The 22,832-nt window shown below is 74.5% G+C and carries 22 protein-coding genes; 15 read left to right on the forward strand and 7 right to left on the reverse strand.

The annotated features are described in order from the left end of the window. The first annotated feature begins 72 nt into the window (after positions 1-72). The 6 genes from ribH (at position 73) to IE225_RS24685 (ending at position 4,915) form a co-directional block, all read left to right on the forward strand. A complete protein-coding gene (gene ribH, locus IE225_RS24660; RefSeq protein WP_190059786.1) occupies positions 73-558 on the forward strand; it encodes a 6,7-dimethyl-8-ribityllumazine synthase in 486 nt (161 codons plus the stop codon). A gap of 34 nt (positions 559-592) precedes the next feature. Further along, positions 593-865 carry a phosphoribosyl-ATP diphosphatase gene (locus IE225_RS24665; protein WP_190059787.1) on the forward strand — a complete coding sequence of 91 codons (273 nt, stop codon included), beginning with the start codon at positions 593-595 and terminating at the stop codon, positions 863-865. A 45-nt stretch (positions 866-910) separates the two neighbouring features. Next, complete coding sequence (gene hisG / locus IE225_RS24670) at positions 911-1,759, forward strand: ATP phosphoribosyltransferase (RefSeq protein ID WP_190059788.1); 849 nt, start codon at positions 911-913, stop codon at positions 1,757-1,759. A gap of 19 nt (positions 1,760-1,778) precedes the next feature. Continuing rightward, on the forward strand, positions 1,779-2,255 hold the full coding sequence (locus IE225_RS24675) for a PH domain-containing protein (protein WP_190059789.1): 477 nt from the start codon (positions 1,779-1,781) through the stop codon (positions 2,253-2,255). A gap of 231 nt (positions 2,256-2,486) precedes the next feature. Then, entirely contained in the window at positions 2,487-3,836 is a 1,350-nt protein-coding gene (locus tag IE225_RS24680; protein WP_190059790.1) for a hemolysin family protein, read from the forward strand. Continuing rightward, positions 3,833-4,915: a hemolysin family protein gene (locus tag IE225_RS24685; protein ID WP_190059791.1), complete on the forward strand. Its 1,083-nt coding sequence runs from the start codon at positions 3,833-3,835 to the stop codon at positions 4,913-4,915. Before IE225_RS24680 ends, IE225_RS24685 begins: the two co-directional genes overlap by 4 nt. Before the next feature lie 40 nt (positions 4,916-4,955). Here IE225_RS24685 and IE225_RS24690 read toward each other — a convergent pair whose 3' ends face one another. Continuing rightward, on the reverse strand, positions 4,956-6,833 hold the full coding sequence (locus IE225_RS24690; protein WP_190059792.1) for an AAA family ATPase: 1,878 nt from the start codon (positions 6,831-6,833) through the stop codon (positions 4,956-4,958). Positions 6,834-7,261: 428 nt separating this feature from the next. After that, positions 7,262-7,912 carry a uridine kinase family protein gene (locus IE225_RS24695; protein ID WP_190059793.1) on the reverse strand — a complete coding sequence of 217 codons (651 nt, stop codon included), beginning with the start codon at positions 7,910-7,912 and terminating at the stop codon, positions 7,262-7,264. Positions 7,913-8,352: 440 nt separating this feature from the next. Between IE225_RS24695 and IE225_RS24700 the strand changes: the two genes are divergently transcribed. The 4 genes from IE225_RS24700 to IE225_RS24715 all read left to right on the forward strand — a co-directional run bounded on the left by IE225_RS24700 (position 8,353) and on the right by IE225_RS24715 (position 12,428). After that, the gene (locus tag IE225_RS24700) at positions 8,353-9,798 is read left to right on the forward strand and encodes a C39 family peptidase (protein ID WP_190059794.1); all 1,446 of its coding nucleotides are present in this window, start codon (positions 8,353-8,355) and stop codon (positions 9,796-9,798) included. Between the two features lie 150 nt (positions 9,799-9,948). Further along, positions 9,949-10,101, forward strand: coding sequence for an SCO1431 family membrane protein (locus tag IE225_RS24705; RefSeq protein WP_190059795.1), 153 nt, complete (start codon positions 9,949-9,951; stop codon positions 10,099-10,101). A gap of 246 nt (positions 10,102-10,347) precedes the next feature. Beyond that, positions 10,348-11,013, forward strand: coding sequence for a TetR/AcrR family transcriptional regulator (locus IE225_RS24710; protein ID WP_373303269.1), 666 nt, complete (start codon positions 10,348-10,350; stop codon positions 11,011-11,013). A gap of 242 nt (positions 11,014-11,255) precedes the next feature. Then, positions 11,256-12,428 (forward strand): acyl-CoA dehydrogenase family protein, encoded by a 1,173-nt coding sequence (locus IE225_RS24715; RefSeq protein WP_190059797.1) that lies wholly within the window; start codon positions 11,256-11,258, stop codon positions 12,426-12,428. A gap of 185 nt (positions 12,429-12,613) precedes the next feature. Here the strand turns inward: IE225_RS24715 and IE225_RS24720 are convergent, their stop codons facing one another. Continuing rightward, entirely contained in the window at positions 12,614-13,042 is a 429-nt protein-coding gene (locus tag IE225_RS24720; RefSeq protein WP_190059798.1) for a hypothetical protein, read from the reverse strand. 268 nt (positions 13,043-13,310) lie between these two features. On the opposite strand from IE225_RS24720, the gene IE225_RS24725 reads away from it, so the two are divergent. The 4 genes from IE225_RS24725 (at position 13,311) to fxsA (ending at position 17,432) form a co-directional block, all read left to right on the forward strand. Continuing rightward, a complete protein-coding gene (locus IE225_RS24725) occupies positions 13,311-13,751 on the forward strand; it encodes an Lrp/AsnC family transcriptional regulator (protein WP_190059799.1) in 441 nt (146 codons plus the stop codon). A gap of 43 nt (positions 13,752-13,794) precedes the next feature. Continuing rightward, positions 13,795-15,399: an amidohydrolase gene (locus IE225_RS24730; RefSeq protein WP_190059800.1), complete on the forward strand. Its 1,605-nt coding sequence runs from the start codon at positions 13,795-13,797 to the stop codon at positions 15,397-15,399. 555 nt (positions 15,400-15,954) lie between these two features. Next, positions 15,955-16,770 carry a polyprenol monophosphomannose synthase gene (locus tag IE225_RS24735; RefSeq protein WP_190059801.1) on the forward strand — a complete coding sequence of 272 codons (816 nt, stop codon included), beginning with the start codon at positions 15,955-15,957 and terminating at the stop codon, positions 16,768-16,770. A gap of 83 nt (positions 16,771-16,853) precedes the next feature. Further along, positions 16,854-17,432, forward strand: coding sequence for an FxsA family membrane protein (fxsA, locus tag IE225_RS24740; RefSeq protein WP_190059802.1), 579 nt, complete (start codon positions 16,854-16,856; stop codon positions 17,430-17,432). Positions 17,433-17,664: 232 nt separating this feature from the next. On the opposite strand, the gene IE225_RS24745 is transcribed toward fxsA, so the two are convergent. The 4 genes from IE225_RS24745 to yczE form a co-directional block, all read right to left on the reverse strand. Next, complete coding sequence (locus IE225_RS24745; RefSeq protein ID WP_190059803.1) at positions 17,665-18,039, reverse strand: RNA polymerase-binding protein RbpA; 375 nt, start codon at positions 18,037-18,039, stop codon at positions 17,665-17,667. A 278-nt stretch (positions 18,040-18,317) separates the two neighbouring features. Then, positions 18,318-19,667: an MFS transporter gene (locus tag IE225_RS24750; protein ID WP_190059804.1), complete on the reverse strand. Its 1,350-nt coding sequence runs from the start codon at positions 19,665-19,667 to the stop codon at positions 18,318-18,320. A 56-nt stretch (positions 19,668-19,723) separates the two neighbouring features. Next, positions 19,724-20,500 carry a glycerophosphodiester phosphodiesterase family protein gene (locus IE225_RS24755; protein ID WP_190059805.1) on the reverse strand — a complete coding sequence of 259 codons (777 nt, stop codon included), beginning with the start codon at positions 20,498-20,500 and terminating at the stop codon, positions 19,724-19,726. Next, entirely contained in the window at positions 20,497-21,150 is a 654-nt protein-coding gene (gene yczE, locus IE225_RS24760; protein WP_190059806.1) for a membrane protein YczE, read from the reverse strand. Before yczE ends, IE225_RS24755 begins: the two co-directional genes overlap by 4 nt. Before the next feature lie 99 nt (positions 21,151-21,249). On the opposite strand from yczE, the gene IE225_RS24765 reads away from it, so the two are divergent. Next, complete coding sequence (locus IE225_RS24765; RefSeq protein ID WP_190059807.1) at positions 21,250-22,749, forward strand: SCO1417 family PLP biosynthesis transcription factor; 1,500 nt, start codon at positions 21,250-21,252, stop codon at positions 22,747-22,749. Positions 22,750-22,832 lie beyond the last annotated feature (83 nt).

Here is a 22,832-nt window from a genome sequence, read left to right on the forward strand (position 1 = left end):
GCGCTCCACCAGTAGGCGCTGCGGCACGCCGCGGCGAGTTCGAGAACCGAGTACCAAGTACCGAGGAGACACGTGAGCGGCAAGGGTGCACCGGAACTGACCGTCCGCAACGTCGGCGACCTGCGCGTCGCCGTCGTCGCGGCGCAGTGGCACGAGAAGGTGATGGACGGCCTGGTCGACGGCGCCCTGCGCGCCCTGCGCGAACTGGGCATCGACGAGCCCACCCTGCTGCGCGTCCCCGGCAGCTTCGAACTGCCCGTGGTCGCCAAGGTCCTCGCCGGGCGCGGCTACGACGCGATCGTCGCCCTCGGGGTCGTCGTCCGCGGCGGCACACCCCACTTCGACTACGTCTGCCAGGGCGTCACCCAGGGCCTGACCCAGGTGTCCGTCGACACCGGCGTCCCCGTCGGCTTCGGCGTGCTGACCTGCGACACCGAGGAGCAGGCCCTGGACCGGGCCGGCCTGCCCGGCTCGCGCGAGGACAAGGGGCACGAGGCGGCCACCGCGGCGGTGGCGACCGCGGCCACGCTCCGTTCGGTATCCGAACCCTGGCGGTGAGGGACGCCGCACACCGCGTAGGGTAAGGACCACCATGTCCAAGAAGACGTTCGAGGAGCTCTTCACCGAGCTCCAGCACAAGGCCGCCCACGGCGACCCGGCCACCTCCCGCACCGCGGAACTGGTGGGCAAGGGCGTCCACGCCATCGGCAAGAAGGTCGTCGAGGAGGCCGCCGAGGTATGGATGGCCGCCGAGTACGAGGGCAAGGAGGCGGCCGCCGAGGAGATCTCGCAACTGCTGTACCACGTTCAGGTGATGATGGTGGCCCGCGGGATCACCCTGGACGACGTCTACGCCCACCTGTGAAACCCGTCCCGAACCACCCCACTCCACGCGAAGGAAGCCGACCTCATGCTGCGCATCGCCGTCCCCAACAAGGGTTCACTCTCCGGCCCTGCGGCGGAGATGCTGCATGAGGCCGGCTACCGGCAGCGCCGCGAGTCCAAGGAACTGCGCATCGTCGACCCGGCGAACGACGTCGAGTTCTTCTACCTGCGCCCCCGCGACATCGCCCTCTACGTCGCCTCCGGGCAGCTCGACATCGGCATCACCGGCCGCGACCTGCTGATCGACTCCGGCGCCAACGCCGAGGAGATCCTCGCCCTGGGCTTCGCCCGCTCCACCTTCCGCTACGCCGCCAGGCCCGGCACCGTCAGCGGCCTGGAGGACCTCAACGGCAGGACGATCGCCACCTCCTACGAGGGCATCGTCGCCAAGCACCTCGCCGACCACGGCATCGACGCCTCCGTCGTCCACCTCGACGGCGCCGTCGAGACCGCCATCCAGCTCGGCGTCGCCGAGGTCGTCGCGGACGTCGTCGAGACCGGCACCTCGCTGCGCAACGCCGGCCTGGAGGTCGTCGGCGAGCCGATCATGACCTCCGAGGCCGTCGTCGTCCGCCGCACCGGCGCCGACGCCGAGGAGCTCAAGGTGCAGCAGTTCCTGCGCCGCCTGCAGGGCGTCCTGGTGGCCCGCACCTACGTGATGATGGACTACGACATCCGCGCCGAGCACCTGGAGCAGGCCGTGGCGATCACGCCCGGACTGGAGGGCCCGACGGTCTCCCCGCTGCACAACGAGGGCTGGGTCGCCGTCCGCGCCATGGTGCCCACCAAGGACGCCCAGCGGATCATGGACGACCTGTACGCGATCGGCGCCCGGGCCATCCTGACCACCGCCATCCACGCCTGCCGCCTCTGACCGCGATCCGGAGCGCCTCATGTCGGATCTGCCCGCCCTGCCCGTCACCTTCCGGCCGGCCCGCACCCGGGCCGTCCTGCTCACCGCCGCGGTGGCGCTCTTCGTGGTGATCACGACCGTGGCGATGCTGCTGGAGCAGCTCAGCCCGGGGGAGCGGGTCAGCTTCGTCCTCACCGCGGCCCTGCTGGCCGGCGTGCTGCTCCTGCTGGCGCGGCCCAAGGTCGTCGCCGACGACTCGGGCGTCACCGTGGTCAACATCGTCGGCAGGCGGCGCCTGCACTGGGCGGAGATCCTTCGGGTGAACCTGCGCCCGGGCGATCCCTGGGTCTTCCTCGACCTCAGCGACGGCACCAGCCTGCCCGTGCTCGGCATCCAGCCCGGCATCGCCCGGCAGCACGCCGTCCGGGACGCGCGCACGCTGCGGGCCCTGGTCGACGCCCGCTGCGCGCCCGACCCGGAGCCGACCCGGAGCAACCCCGACGAGGATCAGGACTGACTCCGGCACGTCCACCCTGCCCCGGACGGGCGTGTCTTGATTAATCTGGTGGGCGGAGGCGTTCTTCGCTGCGCCTCCGCCCCTGAGTTCCGCCCGGAGCCAGGGGTTCCTGCTACCCGAGGAGTGACACCCTCCGGCGATGGACGGACCGTCCTGCAGTACCCACGCCGCCCCCTGCCGACATAGCGCGGACCGCACCGGCACCCGCGCCCACGCGGAGGCGGCGGCATCATGACCATCCCCCTGCTGCTCCTGGCAGCCGCGTTCCTGCTGATCCTCGCCAACGGCTTCTTCGTAGCGGCGGAGTTCGGACTCGTCACCGTCGAGCGGCCGGAGGCCGAGAAGGCCGCCGCCGAGGGCGACCGGCGCGCCCGCCGGGTCGTGGAGTCCGTGAAGGAACTCTCCTTCCAGCTCTCCGGAACCCAGCTCGGCATCACCATCACCTCCCTCGTCGTCGGCATGCTCGCCGAACCGGCGCTGGCCGAGGTGCTGCGCGGCCCGTTCGCCGCGCTCGGCCTGCCCGGCCACGCCGCCTCCGGCGTGGCCGTCGTCACCGGCATGCTGCTGGCCTCCGCCGCGCAGATGGTGATCGGCGAACTCGTCCCGAAGAACTGGGCGGTCTCCCGGCCGATGCAGGTCGCCCGCTTCGTCGCCGGCCCGCAGCACGCCTTCTCCCGCCTGTTCCGCCCGGTGATCGCCGCGCTCAACGCCGTCGCCAACCGGCTCGTGCGGTCCCTGGGCGTGGAGCCCGCCGAGGAACTGGCCTCCGCCCGCACCCCGGGCGAGCTGGTCTCCCTGGCCCGGCACTCCGCGCAGGCCGGTGCCCTGGAGCAGGACACCGCCGACCTGTTCGTGCGCACCCTGTCGCTGGGCGAACTGACCGCGCAGCACGTCATGACCCCCCGGGTGAAGGTCAGCGCGCTGCAGTCGTCGGCCACCGCCGAGGACGTGGTCAATTTGACCCGCGCCACCGGCCTGTCCCGCTTCCCCGTCTACCGGGACAAGATCGACGAGATCGTCGGCATGGCCCACCTCAAGGACGCCCTCGCGGTGCCGGCCCAGGACCGGCTGCGCACCCCCGTGGAGCGCATCGCCCGCCCCGCGCTGCTCGTTCCCGAGACGCTGCCGGTGCAGCCCCTGCTCACCCGGCTGCGCAGCGAGCAGCCCATCGCCGTCGTCGTCGACGAGTACGGCGGCACCGCGGGCGTGGTCACCCTGGAGGACATCGTCGAGGAACTCGTCGGCGAGGTCCGCGACGAGCACGACCTGCACGCCGTGCCCGAACTCGCCCCCGCCCCGCCCGAGGACGGCCACCCCGCCTGGGACGTGGACGGCGGCTGCCGCGTCGACACCCTGCGGCGCATAGGTCTGCAGGCCCCCGAGGGCCCCTACGAGACCGTCGCCGGCCTCGTCGCCGACCTGCTCGGCCGCATCCCGGCCGTCGGCGACCGGGCCGAACTGCCCGGCTGGCGCCTGGTGGTGCGCCAGGTCGGCCACTACCGCGCCGAACGCGTCCGCCTGGTGCGCACCGCGCCGACCGCGGACGCCGCCGCCGTCGCCGTCGTGGAGGCCGCCCGATGACCGTCCTGCAACTCGTCTTCGCCGCACTGCTCGTCCTCGCCAACGGCTTCTTCGTCGGCGCCGAGTTCGCGCTCGTGTCCGTGCGGCGCAGCCAGGTCGAACCGCTCGGCACCGCCCGCGCCCGCCAGGTGCTGCACGGCCTGGAGCGGCTGCCGCAGATGATGGCCGCCGCCCAGTTCGGCATCACCGTCTGCTCGTTGACCCTCGGCGCGGTCGCCGAACCGACGGTGGCGCGCCTGCTGGAGCCGTTCTTCGCGTGGATCCACCTCCCGCACGAAATGATCCACCCGCTCGGCTACGTCATCGCCCTCGTCGCCGTGGTCTTCTTCCACCTCGTCGTCGGCGAGATGGTCCCCAAGAACCTCGCGATGGCCGCACCGGAGAAGGCCGCGCTGTGGCTCGGCCCCGGCCTCGTCGCCTTCGCCCGCCTGTGCGGGCCGATCACCGTGACGCTCGGCGCCTGCGCCCAGGGCATTCTGCGGATCTTCCGCGTCGAGCCCAAGGACGAGGTCGAGGCCGTCTTCACCAGCGAGCAGCTCAACCGCCTGGTGGAGGACTCCGGCCAGGCCGGGCTCCTCGACCCCGAGGAGCAGGAGCGCCTCGAGGACGCCCTCGAACTGGGCTCCCGCCCGGTCACCGACGTCCTGCTCGAACGCGAGTCGCTGGTCACGGTCAGCCCCTCGGTCACCCCGGGGGAGATCGTCGAACTGACCGCCCGCACCGGCTACTCCCGCTTCCCGGTGGCCGCGCCGGGCGGGGCCTTCATGGGCTACCTGCACGTCAAGGACGTCCTCGACCTGGAGGACTCCGACCGCGCCGTGCCGCAGCAGGTCTGGCGCCCCATGATCACCCTGCGTCCCGAGCTGCCGCTCGACGACGCCCTCACCGTGATGCGCCGCGCCGCCACCCACCTGGCGCAGGTGGCCGACGCCTCCGGCCGGGTGCTGGGACTGGTGGCCCTGGAGGACGTGCTGGAACTCCTGGTGGGCGAGGTGCGGGACCCGGCACACCGGGAGGCGCCGCAGCAGGAGGCACCGCAGCAGCAGGAGGCACCGCAGGTGGAGCAGGCCATGGCGTGACCCGCAACCGGGGCGGGGCGCCGCCGCCGTACCGCCGGGCCTACGCCGCCGGCGGGTCCTGCGGCCCCCGCCCCGACAGCACCTCCCCGTACGCCTGCATCAGGTCCGGCAGCCGCAGCGTCGCCAGGTCGTCGCGGGACAGCGCCCCCGGATACACCGACAGCCGCAGGTCCCGGTAGGCGCAGCTCTTCTCGTACAGCGTCCGCAGGAACCGCCCGTTGCCGAGCTCGTCGATCCAGCCCTGCTCGACGACGTGCGTGGCGATCGCCCGCAGCTCCTCCAGCGCCTCGTCGTCCCAGCGGTCGCCGTTCTCCGCGGCGAGCACCTTGCCGATCTCGGTGAGTTCGCCGGGCCGGTAGGAGGGGAAGTCGACGCGGGTGGTGAACCGGGACGACAGCCCCGGGTTGGCGGCCAGCAGCCGGTCCATGCCCTCCGGGTAGCCGGCGAGGATGACGACGAGGTGGTCCCGGTTGTCCTCGGCCCGCTTCAGCAGCACCTGCAGCGCCTCGTCGCCGTACGCGTCGCCCTTGCCGTAGCCGGAGTTGGACAGCGAGTACGCCTCGTCGACGAAGAGGACGCCGCCGAGCGCGGAGTCGATCAGCTCGTTGGCCTTCACGGCGGTCTGCCCCAGGTACTCGCCGACCAGGTCGGCGCGCTGGGCCTCCACGAGGTGGTCGCCGCCGAGCAGGCCGAGGGCGTAGAAGACGCGGCCGAGGATGCGGGCGACGGTGGTCTTGCCGGTGCCGGAGGGGCCGGAGAAGACGAAGTGCCGCTTGGGCGGCTGTACGGGCAGCCCCTGCCCGGCCCGCAGCCGCGCCATGTTCAACTGCGCCGACAGCGCCTTGACCTGGCGCTTGACCGGCTCCAGCCCGACCATGCGCTCCAGTTCGGCGAGCGCCTCCTCCAGCAGCGCCGGGTCGGTGGGCCCGGCGGGCAGCGAGACGGGCGCGGGCGCGCTCTTGTGGCGCAGCGGCCGGTCGCCCGCGCCGGGCAGGGTGGCGGACGGCGGCGGGGCCGCATCCGGCAGCCTCAGGTCCCGGCCCTCGGCGCCGAACAGCGCGTCGAGGCCGTCGGGCGCGTCGCCGTCCGGCCCGCCCCCGGCGAGCGCGACCGCGGCGAGATCGGCGGTGTCCACGCCGTCGACGCCGTCGTAGCCGTCCCCCTCGGCGATCGCGGCGAGCCGGGCGGAGGTGTCCATGAAGGCGGGGTCGACCCGGTGCACCGCCCGGTACAGGGGCAGCGCCGCCGCCGACCGCCCGGTGCCCTCATGGGCCCGCGCCAGCCAGTACCGCAGCTCCTTGCGCTGCGGCTGCTCGCTGCGGCAGCGCATCAGCGCCGCCGACAGCAGCGGCTCGGCCTGCCCGTACATCTCCAGGCGGACCCGCGCCATGCCGCCGAACAGACCGGCCTCGATGCCGAGCATCGGGTCGTCGAGCAGCGGGTCGGTGTGCCGGATCAACTGCTCCCAGTCCTTGACCAGGTAGGCGCGGCAGGCGTGCAGGAAACGCACCTGCGGGTCGGTGTCCACGGGCGGCAGGTCGGCCAGGGCCCGGTCCAGCTCCGGCACGTGCCGGCCGTCCAGCCAGTGCGAGGCGTGCGCGAGCAGCAGATCGCGCGGGCTCTCCAGCACCGGCTGCACCCACCAGCCCAGCCAGTACCAGGAGTTGAGGGCGCGGCGGTGCCGGGCCCGCTGCTCGCCGAAGCGGTCCCGGTGCCGGTACATGCGCAGCAGCGCGGTCGTGGTGTCGACGCGCAGCGCGTGCAGCCCGAGCCAGCCGTCCGCCATCCCGGGATCCATCCGCACCGCGGCCCGGAACTCCTCTTCCGCCTGCGGATAGGCGCCCATGGTGTAGGCGTCCACGCCTCGCAGCCACGCGAGGTCGGCCGGGGCCTTGAGGCCCTGCGTGCCGAAGTCCATCCCGTCCCCCACAGACCGTGCCCCCAGGGTCCGCCGCCGGGCCGCCGCCCGCCGGCCGCCATTGGTCGAACCGCCGCTCGGCCGACCGGAGTTGACAGGTGCGCGAAGCGGCGTCCGAGGTCGCACCGAGGGCATCGTACCCGCGGTGCCGTCCCCCGCCGAAGGGTGCCGCACGGGCCGCTCGGCGAGGTGGGAGCAGACGGGGGCGCACACGGCCGCCGGCCGGGGACGAGGAGATCACAGCCCGTGACCGCGGGAGAAGGGTTCGGGAAGCAGAACGAAGCCCCCGGTCACGGGGGAACAACCGGGGGCTTCGCGTATACCGGCGGCCTCGACGACCGCACATTGAGAACGTAAGTCCTGCACGGTCCCCCGGTCAAGCGGAGCCGGGGACTCAACGAAGTTCCGCCGCAAGGGCCTTCACGAACTCAGCACACCGCGGACGGGTCGTCACCGTCGGTGACCGAACGGTGTGCGGCGCGCGACGCCGGCCCCGGCAGCAGCTCGTACCCGTGCTCCGCCTGCCGCACCAGGAGATCGGCGTACGGCCGCGAGGGGTCGGCGGCGAAGTGCCGGCGCTCGGCCTCGACCCACCCGTCCCAGAACTCCCGTTGCTCCTCCCCGTCCCGCGCGCGTCCCCGCGCCCACGCCTCCTCGGCGGGCAGCTCCATCCACAGCAGGTGCGCCAGATACGGGCGCAGCACACGGCGGCCGGCGCCGACGCCCTCGAGCAGGAGCACGGGCGCGGGCGGCAGCACCCGGACCGGGCCGAAGCGCCGCCGCCGCCAGTCGTAGGGGGCGTGGCGGGCGGGTTCGCCGCGGCGCAGCGGCTCGATCACCTCGGTCAGCAGCCGCCGGTCCCAGGCGAAGAGCTCCGCGTGACTGGCGACGTCGTCCAGGTGCAGCACCGGCGCACCGCCGAGGGCCGCCGCCAGGCGCCCGGCGAACGTGGACTTGCCGGACCCGGCGTGCCCGTCCACACCGACCAGCCGGACGGGGCCCAGGGAGGGGGGAAGGCGGCGCAGCCGGGCGGCGAGGCCGGGCAGGGTCTCGGCGGGGGGGCGGGGGAGCGGGGGCATGGTGCGCGGTGACGGTCCGTGGGGGTCCGGGGGCTCGGGGAGTCGGGGAAGGGAGCCGGGGAGGGGGAGACGGCGGTCTCGTATTCAACCATGTTCGGTCATGCCCGGTCCTGGAGGTCCTGGGGCTCTGTGGTCCTGTGGTCCTGGGGTCCTGGGGTCCTGGACTCCTCCCGCGGGCGGCTCCGGTCGCCCACCGCTCCGGCACCCCGGCTCGTCGCGGCTGTCGGCGTCGGCACCCCGGCTCGTCGCGGCTCCCGGTGCCGGTGCCCCGGTTCACCGCCGCTCCCGGCGGGCCGCCGCAGATGGTGCCACTGGTGGAGACCAATATTGGTCGGCGCGGCACGCGCCGGGGTCCTGGCGGGGCCGGCCGGGTCCGGTCATAGTGGGCGCACAGTCAGCCGCGCACCGGACCTGTCCCGACGACCGGGGGTCATCCGTCCATGAGCAGATCCCAGCAGCCGTCCCGCCGAACCGTCCTGGCCGCCGCGGTCACCGCCGCCGTGGCGGGCGGCACGGGCCCGGCGCTCGCCGCCGCCCCGACCCGCGCCGAGACCGCCACCCCGACCACCACCCCGACCACCGCCACCACCACCGCGACGGGCACCGGGACCGGTGCCGCGCCCCCCGGCGTCCCGCCCGCCGGCCACGCCCCGAACCGCCCGGTCGACTACCGGGCCTGGACGTCGTACGCCGACTGGCGCGGCGGAACGGGCCGCGGCACCCGGGCCGTCGCCGGCCCGCGCCCGGGCCTGATGATCGACGCCCCGGTGGGCACCACCGAGTACCGGGACCCGCACACCGGCACCACCGCCGCCTGGGAGTACGCCACCTGGACCTCGCCCGTCCACCGGCTCGCCGTGCCGGCCACCGAGGCGGTCGCCTCCTGGAACGCCCACACCCCGGCCGGCACCTGGCTCCAGGCCGAACTGCAGGGCACGTACTCCGACGGCACGGACACCCCCTGGTACGTGATGGGCCGCTGGGCGGCCGGCGACGGCGACATCCGGCGGACGTCGGTGGACGGGCAGGCCGACGGCCGGAGCACCGTCTGGACGGACACCCTCGCCCTCGACGACCCGTCCGGCGGTCTGCGCCTGGCGTCGTACCGGCTGCGGCTCACCCTGTACCGCAGGCCCGGCACCCGCCTCACCCCCACGGTGTGGCGCATCGGCGCGATGGGCTCCGACGTCCCCGACCGCTTCACGGTCCCGGCCTCCACCCCCGGCCTCGCCCGGGAACTGGCGGTGCCGCGCTACTCGCAGGAGATCCACGCCGGCCAGTACCCGGAGTACGACGGCGGCGGCGAGGCCTGGTGCAGCCCCACCTCCTCACAGATGATCATCGAGTACTGGGGCGGCCGCCTCACCCCCGGGCAACTCGCCTGGGTGAACCCGTCCTACGCCGACCCGCAGGTGTGCCACGCGGCCCGCTCCACGTACGACTACCAGTACCAGGGCTGCGGCAACTGGCCGTTCAACGCGGCCTACGCGGCCACCTTCCCCGGCCTGCAGGGCGTGGTCACCCGGCTCGGCTCCCTCACCGACCTGGAGACCCTCGTCGCGGCCGGCATCCCGGCGATCACCTCCCAGTCGTTCCTCAAGGGAGAACTGACCGGCGCCGGATACGGCACCTCCGGCCACCTGATGACCGTCATCGGCTTCACCCCCGGCGGCGACGTGATCGCCAACGACCCGGCCTCACCCAGCGACGAGGCGGTGCGACGGGTCTACCTGCGCCGGGAGTTCGAGAACATCTGGCTGCGCACCAAGCGGTACAACGCCTCCGGCAAGGTCGTCTCCGGCAGCGGCGGCGTCTGCTACCTCTACTTCCCGGCCAACCCCACCGCGCGCCGGCGCGCCGCGCTCGCCGCGGTGGGCGTGCGCTGAGCACCGCGGCGCGGGCCCCGGCACCGGGCCGGGGCCCGCGCCTGTGACCAACCTCTCTGCCGCGACGGCCCCGGCAGGTGGCATGGTGGACGGGCCGGGAGGGGAGCCCGGCGGGGGGCGGCCCGTACGACCCGACCTCCGTGAGACGCCATGACCACCCACGCAGCCACCGCCGTCCGTACTACCGTCCGCACCGGCGGCCCGCACGACGAAGGCGACGGCCCGACGCTCTTGGAGCATCTCGCCGGCTGGACCCTCGTCGTGGTCCTCGCGATGCTCGTCACCCAACTCGGCCTGCTCTGACCCCGGTCCGGCCCGATCCGAACGGTCCGGTCCGCTCCGATCCGAACGGCCCGCTCCGGCCCGAACGGGCTCGGCCCGCTCCGGCTCCCTCCGCCCCGGCGGCGGCCGACCGCCGCGCCCGCCCGCTCCTCGGCGCATCGCGCTCCCCGACGGCAGTCGAACGCCGTCGAATGCCGTCGAACGAGCAGGTGGCGCCGTTCTGCCATACTGCGCTTGTCCCGCCGCCAGTTGGAGACCAGGGTCGAATTGAAGATCACGCCATCGGACGGCTCCGTCCGTCCCCGGGCGCGCGGTACCGAGCGCTCCCTGGCGCGTCGCGCCGAACTCATCACGATCGGGCGGAAGTTGTTCGCCGACACGTCCTACGACGCGCTGTCCATGGACGACATCGCCCGGCAGGCCCATGTCGCCAAGGGGCTGATCTACTACTACTTCCACTCCAAGCGCGGCTACTACCTGGCGATCATCGAGGACTCCGTCGCCGATCTGCTCTCCCTCGCGGCGGGCGGCCGGGAGCTGCCGCCGGAGCAGCGGGTGCGCCGCACCATCGACTGCTACCTGCGCTACGCCGAGGACAACCAGGCCGCCTACCGCACCATCGTCAGCGGCGGCGTCGGCTTCGACACCGAGGTGCACGCCCTGCGCGACGGGGTGCGCGAGGCGATCGTGGCGACCATCGCCGAGGGCGCCTACGGCCCCGCCGCCGTCGCGCCGCTGACCCGCATGGGCCTGCTGTCCTGGGTGTGCGGCGTCGAGGGCGCCACCCTCGACTGGATCGCGCGCCCCGAGCTGTCCCGCGAGACGATGGGAGAGCTGCTGGTGAGGACCCTCGGCGCCACCCTGCGCGCCATCGGGGACCTCGACCTCGACCTCTCCCGCCCCGCCTCGCCGACCGCCCGCCGGGAGGCGTGAGGGGGGCCGCGCTGCCGGTGGTCCACGCCGCTTCGAAAGGCTCAGGTCACATCTTGGAGTAAGCGGTCGTTAACCGGTGACGGCCGTGCCCGGATCGGGCATACTCACTGCGCACAGCCGCTGGTCAGCGGTCTCCGCGATCCGGGGACGCGCCCAGTGGACGGCACCCGAAAGACCCGGCGGCGCCGCCCCACCCCAGGCGCACGTCCGCCGATGCGCCCGACAGGGAGGAGAGCGACGCCATGTCCGACCGCGCCCCGCAGCCGGTGGAACGGCTGCTGCCGACGGAAGAGGCCCGGGACCTGATCTCGCTCGTCCGCGACATCGCGCAGCGCGAGATCGCCCCCAAGGCGGCCGAGGAGGAGGACGCCGGCCGCTTCCCGCGTGAGGTCTTCACCCTCCTGTCGCAGTCGGGTCTGCTGGGCCTGCCCTACGACTCCGAGTACGGCGGCGGAGACCAGCCCTACGAGGTCTACCTCCAGGTCCTGGAGGAGCTCGCCACGGCCCGCCTCACCGTCGGCCTCGGCGCCAGCGTGCACACGCTGGCCTCGTACGCCCTGGCCACCTACGGCACCAAGGAGCAGCAGGTCGAGCACCTGCCCGGGATGCTCGGCGGCGGCCTGCTCGGCGCCTACTGCCTCTCCGAGCCGTCCTCCGGCTCGGACGCGGCCTCGCTGCGCACCCGGGCGGTGCGCGACGGCGACGACTGGGTGATCACCGGCACCAAGGCCTGGATCACGCACGGCGGCATCGCCGACTTCTACACCGTCATGGCGCGTACGGGCGGCGAGGGCCCGCGCGGCATCACCGCCTTCCTGGTGCCCGGCGACGCGGCGGGCGTGAGCGCCGCGCCACCGGAGAAGAAGATGGGCCTGAAGGGCTCGCCCACCGCCCAGGTCCACTTCGACGGCGTCCGGGTGCCCGACACCCACCGCATCGGCGAGGAGGGGCAGGGCTTCACCATCGCACTGTCCGCCCTCGACTCCGGGCGGCTCGGCATCGCGGCGTGCGCGATCGGCCTGGCCCAGGCCGCGCTCAACGAGGCCGTGGCCTACGCCGCCGAGCGCCGCCAGTTCGGGCGGCCGATAGCCGACTTCCAGGGGCTGCGCTTCATGCTCGCCGACATGGCCACCCAGATCGAGGCCGGCCGCGCCCTTTACCTCGCGGCCGCGCGGCTGCGCGACGCCGGCCGGCCCTTCGCCCAGCAGGCGGCCATGGCCAAGCTGCACTGCACCGACACCGCGATGCGGGTGACCACCGACGCCGTGCAGATCCTCGGCGGCTACGGCTACACCACCGACTTCCCCGTCGAGCGCTACTTGCGCGAGGCGAAGGTGCTGCAGATCGTCGAGGGCACCAACCAGATCCAGCGGATGGTCATCGCCCGCCACCTCGTCGGGCCCGAGGGCCGCTGACGCACCGCCGACCGCGCCGTGGGCGGGAACGTCCCGCACCGCGGCGGGCGGACGCCGGGGTGCGGAGGCCGCCGCGGAGGCGGGCGACGCACGGCGATCGCCCGCGCGGCCCGGCCGGTGCGGGAACGGTGCGGCCCGGCCGGCGCCCGGGCGCCGGCCGAGCGGCGCGGTTCAGGCGGCGTGGTTCAGGCGGCGCGGCGGCGCATCGACGGCACGCGGATCGGGCGCGAGCCCGGTCCGCCGACGTGCGAGAACGGCTGCGTCCGCCAGTCGAAGCCCTGAGGCAGCGTCAGCAGCAGGGCGGTGTCCTGCTCCTGCGGCTCGAAGGACTCGTCCGCGGGCCGGGCCTCCGACGCCCGGCGGCCGGTGCCGGGGCAGACCGTCAGGCCGAACGGGTTCCACGGCGAGGCGCACAGCGCGTGCTCCGGCAGGACGTCCTCGTCCGCCAGCAGCGCGATGGGCTGGGCGCAGTCCGGGCAGATCACCCGGTACATCTCGAAGGTGTCGTAGGCGTCGTCCTCGTAGGCGCCGGGTTCGACGCCCTCCGGCTCGGGCTCGACGACCGGCTGCTGCCGCTTGGGCACGGAACGACCAGGGCGCTTGGCACTCTGCATGGGATTCTCCCCCTGTGGGCTGGGCCGTGAAGGCGCTGCGGCCTCGACCACAGCAAGCACTTCCCGCCCCGTCCGGGTGATAATCACGGGACCATCACGGAGACCGTTCGAACGGTGTGTCGTTCGTCACATGCCGCTCGCAGGTGCCCCGCGCGGCCGCCGCGCCGCCCGGACCGCGCACGGGACGGCTCCCGGTGCGTCACGAACCGGGCATGGCCTGGGCCGCCGAGCTGTCCGGGGGATCAGCGGCCCGGTAGGTTCTTGCGCCATGGAGGAGCTGGACCGACAGATCGTGCGGCTGCTCGTCGAGGACGGGCGGATGAGCTACACCGACCTGGGCAAGGCCACGGGCCTGTCCACGTCGGCCGTGCACCAGCGGGTGCGCCGCCTGGAGCAGCGGGGCGTCATCCGCGGGTACGCCGCGGTCGTGGACCCGGAGGCGGTGGGGCTGCCGCTGACCGCGTTCATCTCGGTGAAGCCGTTCGACCCCAGTGCCCCCGACGACATCGCCGACCGCCTCGCCGGCGTGCCCGAGATCGAGGCCTGCCACAGCGTCGCCGGCGACGAGAACTACATCCTCAAGGTGCGCGTGGCCACCCCGCACGAACTGGAGGAGCTGCTCGCCCGCGTCCGCTCGCTGGCGGGCGTGTCGACCCGGACGACGGTGGTGCTGTCCACCCCGTACGAGGCGCGTCCGCCGCGCATCTGACCCGGGTGCGGACCCGGCCGCCGGGCAGGCGAAACTGTGGGTCATGAGTGAACGCACCGCCGAGCCGCACACCGTCCTCCTGCGCCGCGGGGAGATCCACAGCCCCGCCGACCCGTTCGCCACCGCGATGGTCGTCGAACGCGGACACGTCGCCTGGGTCGGTTCCGAGGGCGCCGCCGACGCCTTCGCGGACGGCGTCGACGAGGTGGTCGACCTCGACGGGGCGCTGGTCACCCCGGCGTTCACCGACGCCCACGTGCACACCACCGCCACCGGCCTGGCGCTCACCGGCCTGGACCTGTCCGGCGCCGCCTCGCTGGAGGACGCCCTGGCCCGGGTGCGGGAGTTCGCCGCCGCCCGGCCGCACGACCGGGTCCTGCTCGGCCACGGCTGGGACGCCTCCCGCTGGCCCGGCGGCCGCCCGCCCACCCGGGCCGAGCTGGACGAGGCCACCGGCGGCCGCCCCCTCTACCTCTCCCGCATCGACGTCCACTCGGCGGTCGTCACCACGGCCCTGCTCGACCTCGCGGGCCACGTCCCCGGCCCCGTGGACGGCCCCCTGACCGGCGACGCCCACCACGCCGTGCGGGCCGCCGCGCTGGCCTCCGTCAGCCCCGCCCAGCGCACCGAGGCCCAGCGCGCCGCCCTGGCCCACGCCGCCTCCCTCGGCATCGGCACCCTCCACGAGTGCGGCGGACCGGAGATCTCCTCCGAGGACGACTTCACCGGCCTGCTCCGGCTGGCCGCCGAGGAACCGGGGCCGCGCGTCGTCGGGTACTGGGCCGAGCGGGACGTGCACAAGGCGCGGGAGCTGGGCGCCCTGGGCGCGGCCGGGGACCTCTTCGTCGACGGCGCCCTCGGCTCGCACACCGCGTGCCTGCACGAGCCCTACGCCGACGCCGGCCACACCGGCACCGCCCATCTGGACGCGGACGCCGTCGCCGCCCACGTCGTCGCCTGCACCGAGGCGGGGCTGCAGGCCGGCTTCCACGCCATCGGCGACGCCGCCGTCACGGCCGTCGTGGAGGGCATGCGCGCGGCCGCCGAGAAGGTCGGCCCGGCCCGCCTGCGCGCCGCCCGGCACCGGATCGAGCACGCCGAGATGCTCACCGCCGACACCATCGCCGCCCTCGCCGACCTGGGCCTGACCGCGTCCGTGCAGCCGGCCTTCGACGCGCTGTGGGGCGGCGAGGACGGCATGTACGCGCGGCGCCTCGGCGCGCGGCGGGCCCGCACCCTCAACCCGTTCGCGGCGCTGCTGCGGGCCGGGGTGCCGCTCGCCTTCGGTTCCGACAGCCCGGTCACCCCGCTCGACCCGTGGGGCGCCATCCGCGCCGCCGCCTTCCACCGCACCCCCGAGCACCGCATCTCGGTGCGCGCCGGGTTCACCGCGCACACGCGCGGCGGCTGGCGGGCCGTGGGACGGGACGACGCGGGCGTCCTGGTGCCGGGCGCCCCCGCCGACTACGCCGTCTGGCGTACCGGTGAGCTCGTCGTCCAGGCCCCCGACGACCGCATCGCCCGCTGGTCCACCGACCCGCGCTCCGGCACGCCCGGCCTGCCCGACCTCACGCCCGGCCGTGACCTGCCGGTCTGCCTGCGCACGGTGGTCGGCGGGCGGACGGTGTACGTACGGCCGGGCGAGTGATCTCCGGGGGCGGCGCACGGCCGGCCGGCCCGCGCAGCCTCCGGCGCGCCACCTGCGCAATCCCGCGCCCGGGTCGCTCCCGGGCTCGCGAAACCGCAGGTCAGAAGGTTGTTGACAGGTGACTGCGCGGGACCGGTAGGTTCTGCGCAGTCCACCACCGACAGGCCCGACCGGGGAGCCTCCGGGCACGCGCCGCAGCGCCGCTGGGTCAGGGACGGTGTCCCCGCCGGGCACCGTCGCTGGGAGCCAGGCCCAGCGTCCGGCGCGGCAAGGGAACGTTCCGGCCGGTCGGCAGGGTGCGACCCGGACGGGGCCGCGGTACTCAGTAGACAACGGCTTCCGGGACCCGCAGCCAGCGCGCCCCGAGCCGGCCCGAAGGGCGCCGGGCCCCGTCCGCGGCACCGGGCGCGGCGGCCACCGCCGCCCGGCGACGCCGAAGAGCGCGTTCTTACCCCGCTCTTGCGGAATCGACACCCCCGTACGGACGAGTCATCGCGTCACCGCAGGCCGCGGCCACTATGGTGGACCCCTGCGTACGGACATGAAGGGGCAGCAGTGAACGACGGCGACGGGACTCTCGCGGCACCGGCCCAGGGGAGGCGTTTCGGCCCGCTCGGCACCGCCTTGGTGATCATCCCGACCTACAACGAGGCCGAGAACATCAAGAAGATCGTCGGCCGGGTCCGCCGCGCCGTCCCCGAGGCGCACGTCCTGGTGGCCGACGACAACAGCCCCGACGGCACGGGCAAGCTCGCCGACGAGCTGGCCGCCGAGGACGACCACGTCCACGTCCTGCACCGCAAGGGCAAGGAGGGACTGGGCGCCGCCTACCTCGCGGGCTTCCGCTGGGGCCTGGAGCGCGACTACGGCGTCCTGGTCGAGATGGACGCCGACGGCTCCCACCAGCCGGAGGAGCTGCCCCGCCTGCTGACCGCGCTGAAGAGCGCCGACCTGGTGCTCGGCTCGCGCTGGGTGCCCGGCGGGCGGGTGGTGAACTGGCCGAAGTCCCGCGAGTTCATCTCCCGCGGCGGCAGCCTCTACTCGCGCCTCGCCCTGGACCTGCCGCTGCGCGACATCACCGGCGGCTACCGCGCCTTCCGCCGCGAGACCCTGCTGGGCCTCGGCCTGGACGAGGTGGCCTCCCAGGGCTACTGCTTCCAGGTCGACCTCGCCCGCCGCGCCGTCAAGGCCGGCTACCACGTCGTCGAGGTGCCCATCACCTTCGTCGAGCGGGAACTCGGCGACTCCAAGATGAGCCGCGACATCCTCGTCGAGGCCCTGTGGCGGGTCACGGCGTGGGGCGTCGGGGAACGCGTCGCCCGCCTCACCCACCGCACCGACCAGACCCGCCCGCAAGCGCGGGAACGCTAGTTCCGGCCCCGCGGCCGCACCGCACGGCCGGTGCCGGCCGTCCCCTTACGCCGCGCTGAGCCGGGTCCGGGCACACTGGGAGCATGACGACTGGCGCCGCGCCCTCTTCCCCCTCCACCACCGCACGGCCCCGGCGCTCGCGGCCGCGGACGTTCCTGCCGCTCGGCCTCGCGGCCTGGCTGGTGCTGGAGGTCTGGCTGCTGACCGTGGTCGCGGGGGCGGCCGGCGGGCCGGCCGTGCTGCTGTTGCTGGTCGCCGGGTTCCTGCTCGGCGGGGTGGTGGTCAAGCGGGCGGGACGGCGCGCCTTCCAGCGGCTGAACGAGGCGCTGCGGCGCGGCGGCGCCCCCGCGGACGACGGCGAGGGCAAGGGCGAGGGCAACGGCCTGCTCATGCTGGCCGGGCTGCTGCTGATGCTCCCCGGCGTGCTCTCGGACGCCGCCGGTCTGCTTCTGCTGCTCCCGCCGGTGCGCAGGGTCGTGCGGGGTTGCACGGAGCGTGCCCTGGAGCGCAGGCTGCGGGCCTCGGCGCCCGGCGGCTTCGCCGACGCCTTCCAGCAGGCCCGCATCCACCACCCCGGCGGCAGGATCGTCCAGGGCGAGGTCATCCGGCAGGAACCGCACGGCGACACCCCGCACGAGGACCGGCCGCCGCTGACGCGGTGAGGGAGATCCCGGCGGTGCGCCGCGGCGCCCGCCGCGCTCGCGGCGCGCTGTGGCACCCAGGCGCACCGTACCGCATCAGCCACCCCGTGCCGCATCAGCCGCCGTCACCACCCGCCCCAGGCACACCACGGGTATCGGCCCCAGGCGCACCACGGGCGCCGTACGCCGCTTTCGCGTACGGCGCCCGTGGTGTTTCACGTGCGCTGAAAAACCGCCCCGGCCCCGCGGGGCCTCACGCCGACTTGCGGCTGTCGCGCGGATGAACCGCGAGGTTCATCCCGCCGGACCGCAGGACGGCAAGGCGCTCCTCGAGAACCTCCTCGAGCTCCTCGCGCGTACGCCGCTCCATGAGCATGTCCCAGTGCGTACGCGCAGGCTTGGCCTTCTTCTCCTCAGGGGCGTCGCCGTCCACGAGAAGTGCCTGGCTCCCGCAGACCCTGCACTCCCACTCCGGCGGGATCTCCGCCTCCACCGAGAAGGGCATCTCGAAGCGGTGCCCCTTTTCGCATGCGTACTCCACGGCCTGGCGCGGCGCCAGGTCGATGCCGCGGTCCGTCTCGTAGCTGGTCACCACGAGGCGCGTGCCGCGAAGAGCTCGCTCACTCATGAATCGTGCCTCCCGGGCTTGTCGCCCACAGGACAGGTGTCGCTGTCGTCGTCATCCGGTCAACGTCCGGTCGGCGGTAAAGATTCCCGTCCCGAGTCCCGTTCCGGGCCATGCGTCGCCGTCGTAGCCGCAGCCTTGTCAACCAGTGCAGTACCCACCGACATCCGGTTTGTCACATCTGCTACCAGATGTCACCCAGCGTTTCGGCATCTTTGTCGCGCAGTAACGGTACGCCTGGCAGGCCAAAGGCGTACACTACCGCCCTTTCGCCCCGAGTGCTAAATCCTTTCGGGGACCGGGTTCCCCGCGTCGGCGACGGCGCGCCGCACCGGTACCCGGGCGAGCAGGGCGAAACCGGCGGCGAAGAAGGCGACGAGCGACACGATCGCGTCACGGTAGCTCCCGGTCATCTGGTAGGTCAGGCCGAACAGCAGCGGGCCCAGCCAGCTCATGCCCCGGTCGCTCATCTCGTACGCCGCGAAGTACTCGGTCTCCTTCCCCGGCGGCACCAGGTGGGAGAACAGCGACCGGGACAGCGCCTGGCTGCCGCCGAGAACCAGCCCGATCGCCGCCGCCAGCACGAAGAACCCGGCGGGCGCGCCGGCCGGCAGGAAGTACCCGGCCGCCAGGGTCAGCGTCCAGGCGACCAGCGAGCCCAGGACGGTGCGCTTGGTGCCGTACCTGCGCGCCAGCCGGCCCATGCCGAGCGCGCCGCCCACCGCCAGCACCTGCACCAGCAGCACGGCGAGGATCAGTGTGGACTGGCCCAGCCCCAGCTCCTCGGAGCCGTAGACGGAGGCCTGGGAGATCACCGTCTGGATGCCGTCGTTGTAGACCAGGTAGGCGAGGAGGAAGGCCAGGGTGAGCGGTGTGCGCCGCATCTCGCGGAGTGTGGCGGCCAGCTGCCGCCAGCCGTGCGCGGCCGGCCCGGCGGGCGCCGTCCGGCGGTCGCGCAGGCGCCGCAGGGGCACCACCGTGAAGGCGCCCCACCACAGGCCCGCCGAGGCCAGGCAGATGCGCACGGCGGCGGCCTGCGAGACGCCGAAGGCGGCGTGCCGCGTGAACAGCACCAGGTCGGCGACGAGCACCAGCGCGGCGGCGACGTAGCCGAAGGCCCAGCCCCGCGAGGAGACGGCGTCGCGCTCCTCGGGCGCGGCGATCTGCGGCAGGTAGGAGTTGTACAGGGCCATCGACACGACCACGGAGGCGTTGGCGACGATCAGCAGCAGGCCGCCGAGCAGGTAGCGGTCGCCGTCGAGCAGGAACATGCCCGCGGTGGCGCCGGACCCCAGATAGGCCGCGGCCGCCAGCAGCGGCTTGCGGCGGCCCGTGCGGTCGGCGGCCGCCCCGACCGGCGGCAGCACGAGGACGGCCAGCACCACCGAAGCCGACACGCAGTACGCGAAGAACGACCCGGCGCGCACCGGGAGGCCCAGCGGGTGCACGTACCCGTCCGGGTCCGCCGCCGCCTCGGCGACCGAGGTCAGGTAGGGGCCCAGGAAGACGGTGAGCACGCTCGTGGAGTAGGCCGAGCACGCCCAGTCGTAGAAGTACCAGCCGCGCTGCTCGCGCCGTCGCGCGGCGGCCGCGTCGCCGGCCGCCGCGGCGCGCACGGTGTCGGTGCCCACCCGTGCCCTCGCCTTCTGTGTCCCGGTGCCGCGCAGGCGCCCGGGCGGCGGGCGCGTCAGACCCAGACGCCCCGGTCCTCCATGACCTTGCGCAACGTGCCGATGTGGTCGGTCATGATGCCATCCACACCCAGGTCCAGGAGCCGGTGCATCTGCCGCGGATCGTTGACGGTCCACACGTGCACCTGCAGTCCGCGCGCGTGGGCGGCCCGCACGAACCGGGCGTCCACCACCGGTATGCCCGCCTGGGAGACGGGCACCTGGGCCGCGACCGCCGAGCGGCGCACCGCCGCGGGCAGCCCCCAGGAGCGCAGCCGCAGGCCGAGCACCCCGCGCGTGCCGAACGACGTCGCCAGGCGCGGCCCGGCCAGCCGCTGGGCGCGCACCACGCGCGCCTCGGAGAACGAGCCGACGCAGACCCGGTCCCAGGCGCCGGTCCGCTCGATCAGCTCCAGCAGCGGGCGCAGCGCCGGCTCCGCCTTGCAGTCGACGTTCCAGCGGGCCTCGGGAAAGGACTCCAGCAACTCCTCGAACAGGGGGATCGGCTCGCGCCCCGCCACGCGCGCCCGCCGCACCCGCGCCCACGGCAGGTCGGCGATCCGGCCCGAACCGTCGGTCACCCGGTCCAGGGTCGCGTCGTGGAAGGCGACGAGCCGGCCGTCCGCCGTGGCGTGCACGTCGGTCTCCAGGTACCGGTAGCCCGCCTCCACCGCCCGCCGGAACTGCGCGGCGGTGTTCTCCAGCCCGTCGGCGGCCCCGCCCCGGTGGGCGAAGGCGAGCGGGCCGGGGTGGTCGAGGTAAGGGTGGCAGGGCAGCCGGGTCTGCGGGGTCACGGTCGCAGTATCACCCGTTCGGGTTGCCCGGTGGAAACGACCGTGCTGCCGCCGGGTGCCGTCGGGACGGCGAACAGGCGCAGGAAGAACTGGGCGAGCGGGCCGATGGACAGCGCGTACAGCACGGTGCCGGCACCCACGGTGCCGCCCAGGGCGAAGCCCGTCGCCACGACCGCGACCTCGACGGCCGTCCGCATCAGCCGGATCGACCGGCCCGTGCGCCGGTGCAGCCCGGTCATCAGCCCGTCGCGCGGGCCCGGGCCGAAGCGGGCCGCGATGTACAGGCCGGTGGCCGCGCCGTTCAGCACGACACCCGCCAGCAGCACGGGGATCCGTACGGCCAGGCCGCGCGCGTCCGGCAGCAGCGCCAGGGCGCCGTCCATGGCCAGCCCCACCACGACCACGTTGGAGACCGTGCCGAGTCCCGGGCGCTGGCGCAGCGGGACCCACAGCAGCAGCACCGCCGCGCCCACGACGATCGACACCTGCCCGATCGGCAGGCCGGTCCACTCGGACAGGCCCTGGTGCAGCACGCCCCAGGGCTCCAGGCCGAGGCCGGCCGTGACGAGGAGCGCGGAGCTCACGCCGTACAGCACGAGCCCGGCGTAGAGCTGGGTCAACCGCCGCACCAGACGGCTGTTCGTGGCCAAGAGGTACCCCCCTGTGTCGCAATGGACTGGCGCATGTCACTCTGTGGCTCGGAAAGAAAAGCCATCCACGGCCAATTCGGGGAAGGTGGACTGGTGCGCATGGCGCGGTGGACCTCGGCGGTGGGGGCGGCGCAGCTCGCCCGGCTGCTCGCCTCCCAGCAGGAGCGGCCCGCGGGCCCCGGCACCCGGCGCCCGCCCGCCTACCGGGCGCTCGCCGACGGCATCCGGCTGCTGGTGCTGGAGGGCCGCGTGCCGGTGGCCGCGCGGCTGCCCGCCGAACGGGAACTCGCCCTCGCCCTCTCCGTCAGCCGCACCACGGTCGCCGCCGCCTACGAGGCGCTGCGCACCGAGGGCTTCCTGGAGTCCCGGCGCGGCGCCGGGAGCTGGACCGCCGTGCCCGCCGGGAACCCGCTGCCCGCGCGCGGCCTGGAGCCGCTGCCGCCGGAGGCGCTGGGCTCGATGATCGACCTGGGCTGCGCGGCCCTGCCCGCGCCCGAACCGTGGCTGACGCGCGCCGTGCAGGGCGCGCTGGAGGCGCTGCCGCCCTACGCGCACACCCACGGCGACTACCCGGCCGGGCTGCCCGCGCTGCGCGAGATGCTCGCCGAGCGGTACACCGCGCGGGGCATCCCCACCATGCCCGAGCAGATCATGGTCACGACCGGCGCGATGGGCGCCATCGACGCCATCTGCCACCTCTTCGCCGGCCGTGGCGAGCGCATCGCCGTCGAGTCGCCGTCGTACGCCAACATCCTGCAGCTGATGCGGGAGGCGGGCGCCCGCCTGGTGCCCGTGGCGATGGCGGAGGGACTGGCCGGCTGGGACCTGGACCGCTGGCGCCAGGTGCTGCGCGAGGCCGCCCCCCGCCTCGCCTACGTCGTCGCCGACTTCCACAACCCCACCGGCGCGCTCGCCGACGAGGACCAGCGGCGGCAGCTGGTGGAGGCGGCCCGGTCCGCGGGCACCGTGCTGGTCGCCGACGAGACGATGAGCGAGCTGTGGCTCGACGACGGGGTGCGGATGCCGCGCCCGGTGTGCGGCTTCGACCCGGCCGGGTCCACCGTCATCACCGTCGGCTCCGCCAGCAAGGCGTTCTGGGCCGGGATGCGCATCGGCTGGGTGCGGGCCGCCCCCGACGTGATCCGCAGCCTGGTCGCCGCGCGCGCCTACGCCGACCTGGGCACCCCGGTGCTGGAGCAGCTCGCCGTGCACTGGCTGTTCCACACCGGCGGCTGGGAGAAGGCCGTCGGCGTGCGGCGCGCCCAGGCCCGGGAGAACCGGGACGCCCTCGTCGCCGCCCTGCGCCGGGAGCTGCCCGATTGGCGGTTCGAGGTGCCCCGGGGCGGGCTGACGCTGTGGGTGCGCACCGGCGGCCTGTCCGGGTCGCGGCTGGCGGAGGCGGGGGAACGGGTCGGGGTGCGCGTCCCCTCCGGGCCGCGCTTCGGGGTCGACGGCGCCTTCGAGGGGTTCGTGCGGCTGCCGTTCACCGTGGGCGGCGCGGTGGCCGACGAGGCGGTGGCGCGGCTGGCGGCGGCGGCGCGGCTGGTGCGGACGGGCGGGAGCGGGGCGGGGGAGGCGCCGCGGACGTTCGTGGCCTGAGAGCCTGAGAGTTCGTGGCCTGAGAGCCTGAGAGAACGCGTCGCCCGCGGGGCCGGCCGCCCACCCGGCGCGGGTGGGCGGCC

This window comes from Streptomyces echinoruber (assembly GCF_014651135.1).
In the GTDB taxonomy this organism is placed as follows: Bacteria; Actinomycetota; Actinomycetes; order Streptomycetales; family Streptomycetaceae; genus Streptomyces; species Streptomyces echinoruber.

What these genes read in the sequence shown, in the direction of transcription:
- IE225_RS24665 (WP_190059787.1), top strand. Translation starts at nt 593, where the DNA reads ATGTCCAAGAAGACGTTCGAGGAGCTCTTCACCGAGCTCCAGCACAAG.
- hisG (WP_190059788.1), top strand. Translation starts at nt 911, where the DNA reads ATGCTGCGCATCGCCGTCCCCAACAAGGGTTCACTCTCCGGCCCTGCG.
- IE225_RS24675 (WP_190059789.1), top strand. Translation starts at nt 1,779, where the DNA reads ATGTCGGATCTGCCCGCCCTGCCCGTCACCTTCCGGCCGGCCCGCACC.
- IE225_RS24680 (WP_190059790.1), top strand. Translation starts at nt 2,487, where the DNA reads ATGACCATCCCCCTGCTGCTCCTGGCAGCCGCGTTCCTGCTGATCCTC.
- IE225_RS24685 (WP_190059791.1), top strand. Translation starts at nt 3,833, where the DNA reads ATGACCGTCCTGCAACTCGTCTTCGCCGCACTGCTCGTCCTCGCCAAC.
- IE225_RS24690 (WP_190059792.1), bottom strand. Translation starts at nt 6,833, where the DNA reads ATGGACTTCGGCACGCAGGGCCTCAAGGCCCCGGCCGACCTCGCGTGG.
- IE225_RS24695 (WP_190059793.1), bottom strand. Translation starts at nt 7,912, where the DNA reads ATGCCCCCGCTCCCCCGCCCCCCCGCCGAGACCCTGCCCGGCCTCGCC.
- IE225_RS24700 (WP_190059794.1), top strand. Translation starts at nt 8,353, where the DNA reads ATGAGCAGATCCCAGCAGCCGTCCCGCCGAACCGTCCTGGCCGCCGCG.
- IE225_RS24705 (WP_190059795.1), top strand. Translation starts at nt 9,949, where the DNA reads ATGACCACCCACGCAGCCACCGCCGTCCGTACTACCGTCCGCACCGGC.
- IE225_RS24715 (WP_190059797.1), top strand. Translation starts at nt 11,256, where the DNA reads ATGTCCGACCGCGCCCCGCAGCCGGTGGAACGGCTGCTGCCGACGGAA.
- IE225_RS24720 (WP_190059798.1), bottom strand. Translation starts at nt 13,042, where the DNA reads ATGCAGAGTGCCAAGCGCCCTGGTCGTTCCGTGCCCAAGCGGCAGCAG.
- IE225_RS24725 (WP_190059799.1), top strand. Translation starts at nt 13,311, where the DNA reads ATGGAGGAGCTGGACCGACAGATCGTGCGGCTGCTCGTCGAGGACGGG.
- IE225_RS24730 (WP_190059800.1), top strand. Translation starts at nt 13,795, where the DNA reads ATGAGTGAACGCACCGCCGAGCCGCACACCGTCCTCCTGCGCCGCGGG.
- fxsA (WP_190059802.1), top strand. Translation starts at nt 16,854, where the DNA reads ATGACGACTGGCGCCGCGCCCTCTTCCCCCTCCACCACCGCACGGCCC.
- IE225_RS24745 (WP_190059803.1), bottom strand. Translation starts at nt 18,039, where the DNA reads ATGAGTGAGCGAGCTCTTCGCGGCACGCGCCTCGTGGTGACCAGCTAC.
- IE225_RS24765 (WP_190059807.1), top strand. Translation starts at nt 21,250, where the DNA reads ATGGCGCGGTGGACCTCGGCGGTGGGGGCGGCGCAGCTCGCCCGGCTG.